Source organism: Brevibacterium luteolum (assembly GCF_013004595.1).
Classification (GTDB): Bacteria; Actinomycetota; Actinomycetes; order Actinomycetales; family Brevibacteriaceae; genus Brevibacterium; species Brevibacterium luteolum.
This window is the reverse complement of sequence record NZ_JABEMC010000009.1, coordinates 38,876-50,801: the sequence shown is the minus strand read 5'-3', so window position 1 is coordinate 50,801 and position 11,926 is coordinate 38,876. Positions and strand designations below refer to the sequence as shown.

The window sequence follows — 11,926 nt, the reverse complement described above, 5'->3', positions numbered from 1 at the left end:
GGGGGCAGACTGGGTACATGCGGGCTGAACGAACCGACCACCACTCTGGCGGGCGCATCGTCGTTGCCGAGGATGAAAAGCCTCTGGCGCAGATGGTGGCGACCTATCTGAGTCGAGACGGCTTCCACGTTGAGCAGGCACACACCGGAGTCCAGGCGCTCGACAGCGTCAGGGCCGAGGAGCCTGACGTGCTGATCCTCGACCTCGGACTGCCCGGGCTGGACGGCATCGAGGTCTGCCGTCGCGTGCGGGCGATGTCGGAGTGCTACGTGCTGATCCTGACCGCCCGCGGTGGTGAGAACGACAAGCTCATGGGCCTTGCCGCCGGTGCTGATGACTACATCACCAAGCCCTTCAGCGTCCGGGAACTGGTCGCCCGGGTCCATGCCGTGCTCAGGCGTCCCCGCACCGGAATCCCACCCCAGGACTCCGTCCGCGTCGTCGGCGACCTCACCATCGACCTCGCCGGCCATGAGGTCCGCCGCGACGATGCGGTGCTTCCCCTGACGCGCACCGAGTTCGACCTGCTGGTCGCCTTGTCTGCAGCACCCAACCGCGTGCTCTCCCGCCGGCAGCTCATCGACGCCGTCTGGGACACATCCTGGGTCGGCGATGAACGGATCGTCGACGTCCACATCGGCCACCTGCGGCGCAAGCTCGGTGAAGAGCCCGACGGTGGCGGCCTCGTCGAGACCGTCCGCGGCGTCGGCTATCGCATGGTGCTCCGATGAGGCTGCGCAACTCCGGCCTGGCCACCCGCCTGTTCGCCACGCAGCTGATCGTGGTGGCGGCAAGCCTGCTCGGAGCGGTGGCAGTCGCCACCCTGGCCGGGCCCCCGCTGTTCCACGAACACCTGGAAATGGCCGGCATCCCGGGGGGATCCTCGGAACTGTTCCATGTCGAGCAGGCCTACCGCGACGCGAACCTGATCACCCTGGCGGTGGCATTGGGCACCGGTCTGGCCTGCGCGCTCCTGGCCAGCTTCCTGCTCTCCCGCACGATCCGCACCCCGCTGGAACAGCTCACCGCTGGGGCAGCCGAAGTCGCCCGCGGCAACTACAATGTGCGCGTCCCGGTGGTCGGCGCCGGCGTCGAACTCGACTCCCTGGCCCGAGCGTTCAACACGATGGCCGACCAGCTGACCCGCACCGAGGAGACGCGGCAACGCATCCTGTCCGACCTCGCCCACGAGATGAGCACACCGGCCTCGGTCATCTCCGTCTACCTCGAGGGGCTGCAGGACCAGGTCGTCGAGTGGAACCCCACCACCCACGCCGTGATGGCCGAACAGCTGGCACGCCTGACACGCCTTGTCGAAGACATCGACGATGTCTCCCGCGCTGAGGAAGGCCGCATCGACCTCGACCCCGCCCCCGTACCCATCGCCGACCTGCTCGACAGCACTGCTGCCGCAGTCCAGGAGAGCTACACAGCCAAGGGCGTGACCCTCACCATCCCCACCGACACCCGAATCGGCACCGTGATCGCCGACCGGCAACGGCTGGCGCAAGTCTTCGACAACCTCCTGTCGAACGCGCTGCGCCACACCCCACCCGGGGGAACCGTCTCCCTCACCACCACCGGCACCACGGACACCGTGACCATCCGCGTCACCGACACCGGCGACGGCATGACCGCCGACCAGCTCACCCACATCTTCGAACGCTTCTACCGCGGCGACACCGCCCGCGACCGCGACCACGGCGGCTCCGGCATCGGCCTGACGATCTCCCACGCCCTCATCGCAGCCCACAGCGGTACCCTCACCGCCACCTCCGCCGGCCCCGGACACGGCTCGGAGTTCACCATCGAACTGCCCCGCACCCCCGGAAAGGCCCGCCCCGCGTGAGCATGAACACCTTTACTCATATACCCCTACAGGGTATAGTCGGAGGCGCGCGAAACCCGCGCGGCCTCACCGAGCCCGCAAGTCAGGAGCACACCATGACCGCATCCTCCCGTCAGCTGCCCCTCGCATCGGCAGGCTGCGCCTGCTGCGCACCAGCCGACACCGCCACTACAAACGCAACTGGCAGCAGTGCCGGGCCGGCCTCCACGCTCACACTCGCTGTAGAAGGGCTGACCTGCCAGGGCTGCGCCTCGCGCGTGACCAAGGCCATACACGCGGTGGACCGCAACGCCCAGGTGGACGTCACGCTGGTAGCCCACGGCCGGTCCACCGTCACGGTGACCAGCAGCGCACCGGTGGACACGGCGGCGCTGCAATCAGCGCTTGCCGCGGCCGGATACCCCGGAACAGAAGCCTGATCGGCTACCCATCCCCTGACTGTGAAGGACAACGATGAGCAATCCGGAGCACCACCACCAGCCCGAACCGGCAGATCACACCCACGCCCATCACCACCACGACCACCTCGACGCAGACAGCCACGGACAGGCGATGCCGCAGGGCCACGGCCACTCCGCCCTTGACGAAGCCCCGGCACCCGCCCACGACAGTCACGCCGGACACGACCATGACGCGCACGCAGGCCACGGGGAGCACGCCGGGCACAGTGTCGCGATGTTCCGCAACCGGTTCTGGGTCAGCCTGATCCTGTCGGTGCCGGTCGTCATCTTCAGCCACATGGTCGCCGACCTGCTCGGCTACCAAGTGCCCGAGTTCTTCGGCTCGGCCTGGATCGCCCCGGTGCTGGGCACCGTCATCTACGTCTACGGCGGCATGCCCTTCCTCAAGGGCGGGCTCAATGAGCTGAAATCACGGCAGCCGGGGATGATGCTGCTGATCGCGATGGCCATCACCGTGGCCTTCGTCGCCTCCTGGGCCACCAGCCTGGGCATCGGCGACTTCATGCTCGACTTCTGGTGGGAGCTGGCGCTGCTGGTCACCATCATGCTGCTGGGGCACTGGCTGGAGATGCGCGCCCTCGGTGCGGCATCCGGTGCCCTCGACGCGCTGGCCGAGCTGTTGCCCGACGAGGCGGAGAAGGTCACCGAGTCCGGGACCATCACCGTCCCGATCGCCGAACTGCAGACCGGTGACACGGTGCTGGTTCGGTCCGGGGCCCGGGTCCCGGCCGACGGACGCATCATCGACGGGCACGCCGAGTTCGACGAGTCCATGATCACCGGTGAGTCCAAACCCGTCCTGCGTGAACTCGGTGACAAGATCGTGGCCGGCACCGTCGCCACGGACAACGCGGTGCGTCTAACCGTGGAAGCCACCGGCGGCGAGACTGCCCTGGCCGGCATTCAGCGGATGGTCGCCGACGCGCAGGCATCGTCGTCGCGGGCGCAGGCGCTGGCTGATCGTGCCGCAGCGCTGCTGTTCTGGTTCGCGCTGGGCGCCGGCATCATCACTGCGCTCATCTGGACGCTGCTGGGCGCGCCCGACCAGGCAGTCATCCGCACCGTCACCGTGCTGATCATCGCCTGCCCGCACGCACTCGGACTGGCGATCCCGCTGGTGATCGCCATCTCGACCGAGAAGGCCGCCCGGTCGGGCCTGCTCATCAAGGACCGGCTCGCGCTGGAGCGGATGCGCTCGATCGATATCGTGCTCTTCGACAAGACGGGCACTCTCACGCAGGGCGCGCACGCCGTCACCGGGACCGCGCATGTGTCAGGAATCAGTGAAAGCCGCGTGTTGGCGCTGGCCGCCGCCACCGAAGCCAACAGCGAACACCCGGTGGCACGGGCGATCACCGCAGCGGCAGCCGAACACCCGGAAGCGGCCTCGACTCGTCTGCAGGCCAGTGAGTTCACCACCGCCGCCGGGCGCGGGGTCCGCGCCATCGTCGACGGTTCCGAGATCACCGTGGGCGGGCCCAACATGCTGCGCGACTACGGGCTGGAATCCCCGACCGAGATCGCCGCCGACGTCGCGGAATGGACCCAGCGCGGCGCCAGCGTCCTGCACATCGTGCAGGACCGGACCATTATCGGCGCGGTCGCCCTGGAGGACCAGGTACGGCCGGAATCCCGGGCCGCAGTCCACGCCCTGCAGGAACGCGGTGTGAAGGTCGCCCTCATCACCGGCGACGCCCAGCAGGTCGCCGACGCCGTCGGGCGCGACCTCGGCATCGACGAGGTCTTCGCCGAAGTCCTCCCGCAGGACAAGGACTCCGCCGTCACCGACCTGCAGAACAGGGGACTGTCGGTAGCAATGGTCGGCGACGGCGTCAACGACGCCCCCGCCCTTGCCCGGGCAGACGTCGGCATCGCGATCGGGGCCGGCACCGACGTGGCGATGGGATCGGCCGGCGTCGTACTGGCCAGCGACGATCCGCGAGCAGTGCTGTCGATGATCGACCTATCCCGGGCCAGCTACCGCAAGATGATCCAGAACCTGGCATGGGCGACCGGCTACAACGTCCTCGCCGTCCCGCTGGCCGCCGGAGTCCTGGCCCCCATCGGGTTCGTGCTCTCCCCGGCCGTCGGCGCGATCCTGATGTCCCTGTCGACCATTATCGTCGCGCTCAACGCACAGCTGCTGCGCCGCACCGAACTCGACCCGGCCCGGCTGGCACCGACCCCCACCGAGACGTCCCGACCGGAAACCGTCCACCAGCAAGGAAAGGTCACCTCATGAAGCGCACCTCACTGGCAGTTGCAGCAGCCGTCGCCGGCACGCTCATTCTTTCGGCATGCGCCGGGAACGCCGACCCCGGCAGCACCGGGGAGGCTCCCGTCCCTGAGACCTCGGTCGCCACCGACACCGCTGGCACCGGAGAGGAGATCTCCGCGGAGCACAACGACGCCGACGTGATGTTCGCGCAGATGATGATCCCCCACCACCAGCAGGCCGTCGAGATGAGCGAGATCCTGCTGGCCAAGGACGACATCCCGCAGAACGTCGCCGACTTCGCCCAAGGCGTGATCGACGCGCAGGGGCCCGAGATCGACCGGATGAACGCCATGCTCGAAGCCTGGGGCCAGCAACCCATGAACATGGACGACATGGACGGCACGGGTGGCATGGGCGGTCACGGCGGCATGAGCGGGATGATGAGCGAAGACGACATGCAACAGCTCGAAGACGCCACCGGCACCGACGCCGCGAAGCTGTACTTGGAACAGATGACCAGACACCACGAGGGTGCCGTCGACATGGCCGAGCAGCAGGTCGCCGACGGGCAGAACCCGCAGGCCGTCGCCCTGGCCGAGCAGGTCATCGAAGACCAGGAAGCAGAGATCCAGGAGATGAAGACGATGCTCGAAAACCTCTGAACTTTTTTCTCCGGAAGGGGAACCGGGCATCGGACCGGACTGCGGTTCATGAAGATTCTGCGAAGATCAGCTTCTGGCGGCTTCGCTTTGGTCGGCGGGTCACCTAGCGTCGATGGTAGCCGGGTGCTTCCTAGCACCGCCTCGGAGAAGAAGGAGCGCAGCGATGACTCACATCACTTCAATGATCGAGACCCACCCCAACGACACCACCGGTCTGGACGTGCAGAAACTCGCCGATTGCATCGCCGCCTGTTTCGAGTGCGCCCAGACCTGCACGGCCTGCGCCGATGCCTGCCTGGCCGAAGACATGGTCGCCGATCTGCGCAACTGCATCCGTCTCAACCTTGACTGCGCGGACCTCTGCGCGGCCACCGGCAGCATTCTCAGCCGCCGCACCGGGCAGAACCTGGCCACGGTCAAAGCCGCACTCGAGGCATGCCGGGCAGCGTGCGCAGAATGCGCCGCCGAATGCGAGAAGCACGCGGACATGCACGAGCACTGCCGCGTCTGCGCCGAGGCCTGCCGCCGATGCGAACAGGCCTGCGCCGACCTCCTGGCCGCGATCGGCTGACCCCTACTACCCGGCCTGGTCGATCCGACAACGATCGACCAGGCCGCCGTTCTGCCCACCGACAGGGACCCTTTGCAATTGACCCCAGCTCTGTGGCTGAGTGGCTCAAGTCCGACCGGAGGGGTTGTGAGGGGCGACCGTCAAACAGACGCATGCTCCACCTTTCACTGTTCTCGCTAAGCACGCAGTTGGTCGGACATCCCTCAGTTGCACCGCGGCGCAACGCTCCCTCAAAGCTCAGGCATCCAGGGTCCATCCCGCGATCAAGCCTGCCGACAAGAACCCACCGCACCGGTCGTCAACGCAAGTTCGAAGCTAGACACATCTGCCAGCCGAACACCACCGTGCCGGACACTTCTGCACAACGGGTATACTCCCCATCGGATGAGCGCCCACTCAGGCCGCAGATGCTGTACGAATGGACTATGGACAATCCCCGTGGCACCACCGCCGGCCAGCCCATCCGCGCCCTCACCGTCGCCCAGGCGCTGGCGGCGTGTGAGACGATCGGCCGCGACCTCAACGCCATCGTCGAGACCCTCCCGGTCGACCCGCGCGCTGCCGGCATGCCGATCGCGGTCAAGGACGTCATCGACATCGCCGGCTCCCTCACCACGATGGGCTCCCACGTCCGACCCGAGGAGCCGGCCGCTGCCTCGGCGGCGGTCATCGAACTGTGCGAGCGCCTCGGCCTGGTGCCGGTGGCCAAGACGACCTGCCAGGAGCATTCCTACGGCATCATGGGCGAGGAGAGCACGCACGGCCGCGGCGTCAACCCGATCTGGCCCGGCTATACCACCGGGGGCTCCAGCTACGGCTCCGCGCTCGCCGTCGCCGCCGGCATCGTGCCCGCCGCCCTCGGCACGGACACAGCCGGATCTGTGCGCGTGCCAGCCGCGTGTGCGGGGATCGTCGGCTTCAAGCCGACGCTCGGCCGGCTCCCGACCGCAGGTGTCGCCCCGCTGTCAGGCAGTTTCGACACCGTCGGCCTCTTCACCCGCACCCCAGCTGAGCTTGCCGCCCTGTGGCCCCGGTTCGCCGCAGCCTGCCCCGGCCCGGTTCCCGGACAGGCCACGGTGCCCGCCCCCGAGGTGGGGGACCAGCGGCTGGCGGACCTCGCCTCCGGTGAGGGGCGCCGCGTGCTGCGGATCGGCGTCTTCGCCGCCGACGACCTGGGTGCCGGGGCGCACCCCGGCGGCGGCCTCGCCCATGATCGCGCGTGGTTCGAGGCCCGCGTGCGGCCGTGGCTTCAGCAGCGCTGCGCGGCCGCAGCCGCCACGGGGTGGCAAATCGAGCTCGTCGACCTCACCGGCGCCTTCGACCTCCCGGCGACCGCCCAGAGCTACTCGACCATGCGCGCCCGGGAGAGCTGGCTCATCCACCGCCCGGCATGGGAGGCCGGCCACCGCGACTATCAGCCGCAGGTGCGGGCGAACATCGAACACGATCAGACGGTCAGCGCTGCTGACTATGAGCGCGCGGTGGCCGGCTGCGCGGAGCTGCGTGCCGCCGCAGCCGAGGTGTTCGCCCGGGTCGATGTCATCCTCACCCCGACGATGGGCTGCCAGCCAGTGCCGTGGGAGGCTACCGACCAGGGGGTGCGCTGGGCGTTCCGGGCCTATTCGCAGCTGTTCAACGTGCTCGGCTGGCCGGCGGTGAGCGTGCCCATCGACGCGCTGCCGCGGCTGCTGCCCGGTGCTGACGGGCAGGTGACGGCGCAGTTCCCTGCCAGTGTGCAGATCGCCGCAGCCCCGTGGCAGGACAGCGCGCTCGTCGACATCGTCGCCCAGATCATCACCGCCGGCGCAGATGAGGCGCGGGGCGATGGAGCGAGCGGGGGTGGATTGGACGGCGGGCAAGGCGCTGCGGATGCGGGAACCGGGCAGAACCCGGTCGAGCAGGTGGTGCTCGTCTCCGATGACGGTGCCGCGCTCGGCACCGCAGACAAAGCCACGGTGCACACCGCCGAAACGCCGCTGCACCAGGCGTTCTCCTGCTTCGTCTTCGACACCGCCGGCCGGGTGCTGCTCACCCGCCGCGCCCTGAGCAAGAAGACCTGGCCGGGCGTGTGGACCAACGCCCTCTGCGGACACCCGGGCCCCGGCGAACCGCTCGCCGCTGCCGTGCACCGGCGTGCCGCCGAGGAGCTCGGCTGCCGGCTGCGCGACCTCACCACGGTGCTGCCGGCCTACCGCTACCGCGCGACCGACGCCTCGGGCGTGGTGGAGAACGAGATCTGCCCGGTCTTCACCGCTGTGCTCACCGGCGACCTCGACCCGGCTGCTGACGAAGTCGCCGAATACGATTGGGTCGAACCCGAGCACCTCGACGCTGCTGTGGCCGGGATGCCGTTCATGTTCAGCCCGTGGATGCAGGAGGAGTGGCAGCTGCTGCGTGCCTCCACCGGCGCCCAGCAGGCATGAGCGCACTCACTGGCGAGGCTGTGTGCGGGCCGGCAGGCCGAGCAGGCGGGCACCGTTGTCCCACAGCACCGCGCGCAGCCACTCGTCCCCCAGGCCCAGCCGCACGAGAGCCTCGAGCTGATGGGCATACGGGTACGGGATGTTCGGGAAGTCCGAGCCGAGCACAACCCGCTCACGCAGCTCCGCCAGCCGGTCGACGTAGCGGTCGTCGAAGGGGGCGAGCTGGTTGATGAAGTCGGTGGCGAACATCGTCGTGTCGAGGTGGACGTTGTCGAACTCCTCTGCCAGGTCGGCGAACTCGTGATACTCCGGCATTCCCATATGCGCGATGACCGCCGTGAGCTGCGGGAAGTTCCGCAGCACCTGCCGCATATGCTCCGGTCCCGTATAGGTGCCCGGCCGCGGACCGGAGCCCACATGGATGACGACCGGCACCCTGGCTGCGGCCAGTGCCTCCCAGGCTGGGTCCAGCAGTGCGGAGTCCGGGGCGTAGTCGCCGACCTGCACATGCATCTTGAACAGCCTGGCCCCAGCATCGAGGGCGGCCTGGACGTAGTCGCCGACGCCGGGCTCCGGATAGAGGGTGCCGCAGTGGATGACATCGTCATGAGCCGCAGCGAAGTCCGTGTTCCAGCCATTGAGCCAGACGGCCATGCCCGGCTTATGCGGGTAGGTCAGGGCCGGGATCGCCGGGATCCCGAAGCTGCGCGCGATCGAGAGCCGGGTGGCGGTGTCGAAGCGGTAGGTGATCGGCCAGTCCTGGCCGTAGACCTCACCGGCGTTGTCGAAGACCGCCCACACTTTCTCAAGCATCCGCTCGGGCAGGAAGTGGATGTGGATGTCAGCCAGACCGGGCAGGCCGAGGCCGGCGATGAAGGCTGGGATCTCGGCATCAGCGCGCGGGGCGGGGGCACTCGTCATGATCTCGACGCTAGCAGGTCGGAAGTCACATCCTTGCCTCTCGACGCCGGCCGCAACGACCGTTAGAGTCTTGAACAGTCGTTCGATCGCTAAATTTCTGCGAATGCAGGACAGCCGAGCGCAGCAAAGGAGAACCCATGACCGTCAATCGCAGCATCCGCCTAGCCCGCCGTCCGCACGGCGAGCCCGTCGCAGACGACTTCCAGTTCGACGAGGGCGAAGTCCCGACCCCCGGTGAGGGGCAGGCGCTCGTGCGCACCCGCTACCTCTCACTCGACCCGTACATGCGCGGGCGGATGTCCGATGCCAAGTCCTACGCCGCCCCGCTGGAAATCGGCGACGTCATCATCGGCGGCACCGTCGGCGAGGTCGTCGAATCCAATGACCCGAAACTCAAGGTCGGCGACCTCGTGCAGAACTACGGCGGCTGGCAGGAGTACAGCCTCACAACCGGCAAGGAGGCCTTCGCCATCGACGAGTCCGTCGCCCCGGCCAGTGCCTACCTCGGCATCCTCGGCATGACCGGCTTCACCGCATACTCCGGCCTGCTGGCCATCGGCAAGCCCCAGGAGGGCGAGACCGTCGCCGTCGCCGCAGCCACCGGACCGGTCGGCTCGGCGGTCGGGCAGATCGCCAAGATCAAGGGCTGCCGCACCGTCGGCATCGCCGGCGGGCCGCAGAAGGTCGAATACCTCAAGGAGCTCGGCTTCGACGTGGCACTCGATCATAAGGAGCCGGATCTGCGCGGCCGGCTGAAGGAAGCAGTCCCCGAGGGCATCGACGTGTACTTCGAAAACGTCGGCGGGCATGTGTGGGATGCCGTGCTGCCGCGGCTGAACACCTACGCCCGTGTGCCGGTGTGCGGCCTCGTCGCCAACTACAACCGCACCGAAGCCCCCGAGGGGCCGGATCGCTCGGCTGCGCTCATGGCCAATGTGCTCACCAAGAGCCTGACGCTGCGCGGCTTCATCCAGATGGAGTTCGTGCGTGACATGTACCGCGACTTCCTGGAAGAGATGGGTCAGTGGGTCTCTGAAGGCAGGATCAGCTACCGCGAAGACGTCACCGAGGGTCTGGAGAACGCCCCGGAGACCTTCATCGGGATGCTCAACGGCAAGAACTTCGGCAAGACCATCATCAAGGTCGCCGACTGAGTCATCACAGCTGACGGAACCAGCTCAGCTGACTGAGCTTCACGGGACTGCCCGGGGTCAGCCGCGGAATGCGGCGAAGACCTCGGGCAGTTTCTCTGCCGGCACACCGGCGCGCAGCGCGAGGATGAGCAGCAGTCGAGCCCGGTCGGCGTCCAGCATCTTGGCGGGGATGAGGCCGCGGGAGAGCAGGTCGATCTCCGCCCCCGGATAGCCGTAGGTGCGCTCGAGCACCGCCCCGGCTCCGGTGCGGCTGGCGAGCACCACCGGCATCTTCTCAGCGAGTGCTGCAACAGCGTCGATCGCCCGGGTCGAGACATGCCCGCCGCCGACGCCGGCGATGACCGCGCCAGCATATCCTGCCGCGGGTAGGCCTGCGAGGTAGGCGAGGTCGTCGTCGAAGCCGACGCTCACGAGCGCGACCCGCGGTGGGATCGGTTCGGAAGTCTCCTCGACAGACTCGGTGCCGCCCGCCTCGGGCACGGTGAGGGTGCCGGGCAGGGTGGCGGGCATGTGCTGGAGGATGACGCGGTCCTCGCTCACCCAGCCCAGCGGCCCGGCCGCCGGTGAGGCGAAGGCCGCGACCGAGGTGGTGTGCGCCTTCGTGACGGTCAGCGGGCTGTGGATCTCGTCGGCGAAGACGAGCAGGCTCGGCAGGCCGGCCAGGCTCGGGTCGAGGGCGGTCAGGGCTGCCGCGCGGACGTTGGCGGGGCCGTCAGCACCGGGCAGGGTTGGGTTGCGCATCGCGCCGGTGGCGATGATCGGCAGGCCGGAGTCGTTGATGAGGGCGAGGACGAACGCGGAATCGGCCAGCGTGTCGGTGCCCTGGGTGAGGACCACACCGCGGGCACCGTCAGTGCGCGCCTGGCGGGCGGAGGCGACGACCGCGTCGAGCATGCCGAGGGTGATGCTGCCCGAGCCGACCTGCGCGACCTGGTCGAAGGTCACCTCCGGGGCCCCGCCGGGCAGCGTGTCGAGGCCAGCGGCTGCGGCGATCTCACTGGCGCTCACCGAGGGGGTGACGCCTGAAGCGGAATCGGTGCCGGAGTTCGTGGCGGCGATGGTGCCGCCGAGGGCGATGACGTGCAGGCGGGACATGGAGCTCCTGGGGGAGGGGGTCAGCGGTTCTTCGGGCGGGCGTAGAGCTGCTTGCGGACCGTGGCAACGACGGTGCCGGAGGCGTCGACGATGTCGTTTTCGAACCACATGAGCGACTTGCCCTCGGCGTCGGATTCGGCGCGCATCGCCTCGACGGCGGCGTCGTCGAGGCGGATCTCGGTGGTGACGGTGCCGCGGCCGGGGCGCTTGAAGTCGATCTCACCGGCCTTATCCCACACGATGTAGTCCTTGCCGAGGCGGTGCATCATGAGGATCATCCAGAACGGGTCGCTCATGGAGAACAGCGTGCCGCCGAAGTGGGTGCCGACGTAGTTCATGTTCATCCGGCCCTGCTTGAGCTCGATGTGGGCGGACGTCCAGTCGGGGGCGATGTGGCGGACCCGCACACCGGAGGCGAGGAACACCGGCCAGGCGTTCATCGCCGCCTTGAGGGCGGCGGGATTGTTCTTGACGTCGGTGACGACGCGCTTGGTGCGGGCACGGGCTGTCAGGAACGCCTGCTGGGCGCGATGCACAAGAACCATGGGCTTCAGTATACGGACGTCTGGCCA

General features: G+C 68.4%; 11 protein-coding genes. 8 read left to right on the top strand and 3 right to left on the bottom strand.

The features are described from left to right. Nucleotides 1-17 precede the first annotated feature (17 nt). The 7 genes from HLA91_RS11830 (at nucleotide 18) to idi (ending at nucleotide 8,184) form a co-directional block, all read left to right on the top strand. Nucleotides 18-731 (top strand): response regulator transcription factor, encoded by a 714-nt coding sequence (locus HLA91_RS11830; protein ID WP_170274840.1) that lies wholly within the window; start codon nucleotides 18-20, stop codon nucleotides 729-731. Next, the gene (locus tag HLA91_RS11825) at nucleotides 728-1,849 is read left to right on the top strand and encodes a sensor histidine kinase (protein ID WP_170274839.1); all 1,122 of its coding nucleotides are present in this window, start codon (nucleotides 728-730) and stop codon (nucleotides 1,847-1,849) included. The genes HLA91_RS11830 and HLA91_RS11825 overlap by 4 nt, the downstream gene beginning before the upstream one ends. Before the next feature lie 95 nt (nucleotides 1,850-1,944). After that, the gene (locus HLA91_RS11820; RefSeq protein ID WP_165884389.1) at nucleotides 1,945-2,268 is read left to right on the top strand and encodes a heavy-metal-associated domain-containing protein; all 324 of its coding nucleotides are present in this window, start codon (nucleotides 1,945-1,947) and stop codon (nucleotides 2,266-2,268) included. Between the two features lie 34 nt (nucleotides 2,269-2,302). Continuing rightward, a complete protein-coding gene (locus HLA91_RS11815) occupies nucleotides 2,303-4,552 on the top strand; it encodes a copper-translocating P-type ATPase (protein WP_170274838.1) in 2,250 nt (749 codons plus the stop codon). Beyond that, nucleotides 4,549-5,190 carry a DUF305 domain-containing protein gene (locus HLA91_RS11810; protein WP_170274837.1) on the top strand — a complete coding sequence of 214 codons (642 nt, stop codon included), beginning with the start codon at nucleotides 4,549-4,551 and terminating at the stop codon, nucleotides 5,188-5,190. Before HLA91_RS11815 ends, HLA91_RS11810 begins: the two co-directional genes overlap by 4 nt. A 163-nt stretch (nucleotides 5,191-5,353) precedes the next feature. Continuing rightward, the gene (locus HLA91_RS11805) at nucleotides 5,354-5,761 is read left to right on the top strand and encodes a four-helix bundle copper-binding protein (RefSeq protein WP_102160850.1); all 408 of its coding nucleotides are present in this window, start codon (nucleotides 5,354-5,356) and stop codon (nucleotides 5,759-5,761) included. A 425-nt stretch (nucleotides 5,762-6,186) separates the two neighbouring features. Next, the gene (idi, locus tag HLA91_RS14290; protein ID WP_170274836.1) at nucleotides 6,187-8,184 is read left to right on the top strand and encodes an isopentenyl-diphosphate Delta-isomerase; all 1,998 of its coding nucleotides are present in this window, start codon (nucleotides 6,187-6,189) and stop codon (nucleotides 8,182-8,184) included. Between the two features lie 6 nt (nucleotides 8,185-8,190). Here idi and HLA91_RS11795 read toward each other — a convergent pair whose 3' ends face one another. Then, a complete protein-coding gene (locus tag HLA91_RS11795) occupies nucleotides 8,191-9,105 on the bottom strand; it encodes an amidohydrolase family protein (RefSeq protein ID WP_170274835.1) in 915 nt (304 codons plus the stop codon). A 137-nt stretch (nucleotides 9,106-9,242) separates the two neighbouring features. Between HLA91_RS11795 and HLA91_RS11790 the strand changes: the two genes are divergently transcribed. Beyond that, a complete protein-coding gene (locus HLA91_RS11790; RefSeq protein WP_165884398.1) occupies nucleotides 9,243-10,259 on the top strand; it encodes an NADP-dependent oxidoreductase in 1,017 nt (338 codons plus the stop codon). A gap of 57 nt (nucleotides 10,260-10,316) precedes the next feature. On the opposite strand, the gene HLA91_RS11785 is transcribed toward HLA91_RS11790, so the two are convergent. Both HLA91_RS11785 and HLA91_RS11780 read right to left on the bottom strand, forming a co-directional pair. Then, on the bottom strand, nucleotides 10,317-11,354 hold the full coding sequence (locus HLA91_RS11785; RefSeq protein ID WP_170274834.1) for an asparaginase domain-containing protein: 1,038 nt from the start codon (nucleotides 11,352-11,354) through the stop codon (nucleotides 10,317-10,319). A 20-nt stretch (nucleotides 11,355-11,374) separates the two neighbouring features. Then, entirely contained in the window at nucleotides 11,375-11,899 is a 525-nt protein-coding gene (locus tag HLA91_RS11780) for a DUF4442 domain-containing protein (protein ID WP_204514243.1), read from the bottom strand. Nucleotides 11,900-11,926: the final 27 nt, after the last annotated feature.

What these genes read in the sequence shown, in the direction of transcription:
- HLA91_RS11830 (WP_170274840.1), top strand. Translation starts at nt 18, where the DNA reads ATGCGGGCTGAACGAACCGACCACCACTCTGGCGGGCGCATCGTCGTT.
- HLA91_RS11825 (WP_170274839.1), top strand. Translation starts at nt 728, where the DNA reads ATGAGGCTGCGCAACTCCGGCCTGGCCACCCGCCTGTTCGCCACGCAG.
- HLA91_RS11820 (WP_165884389.1), top strand. Translation starts at nt 1,945, where the DNA reads ATGACCGCATCCTCCCGTCAGCTGCCCCTCGCATCGGCAGGCTGCGCC.
- HLA91_RS11815 (WP_170274838.1), top strand. Translation starts at nt 2,303, where the DNA reads ATGAGCAATCCGGAGCACCACCACCAGCCCGAACCGGCAGATCACACC.
- HLA91_RS11810 (WP_170274837.1), top strand. Translation starts at nt 4,549, where the DNA reads ATGAAGCGCACCTCACTGGCAGTTGCAGCAGCCGTCGCCGGCACGCTC.
- HLA91_RS11805 (WP_102160850.1), top strand. Translation starts at nt 5,354, where the DNA reads ATGACTCACATCACTTCAATGATCGAGACCCACCCCAACGACACCACC.
- idi (WP_170274836.1), top strand. Translation starts at nt 6,187, where the DNA reads ATGGACAATCCCCGTGGCACCACCGCCGGCCAGCCCATCCGCGCCCTC.
- HLA91_RS11795 (WP_170274835.1), bottom strand. Translation starts at nt 9,105, where the DNA reads ATGACGAGTGCCCCCGCCCCGCGCGCTGATGCCGAGATCCCAGCCTTC.
- HLA91_RS11790 (WP_165884398.1), top strand. Translation starts at nt 9,243, where the DNA reads ATGACCGTCAATCGCAGCATCCGCCTAGCCCGCCGTCCGCACGGCGAG.
- HLA91_RS11785 (WP_170274834.1), bottom strand. Translation starts at nt 11,354, where the DNA reads ATGTCCCGCCTGCACGTCATCGCCCTCGGCGGCACCATCGCCGCCACG.
- HLA91_RS11780 (WP_204514243.1), bottom strand. Translation starts at nt 11,899, where the DNA reads ATGGTTCTTGTGCATCGCGCCCAGCAGGCGTTCCTGACAGCCCGTGCC.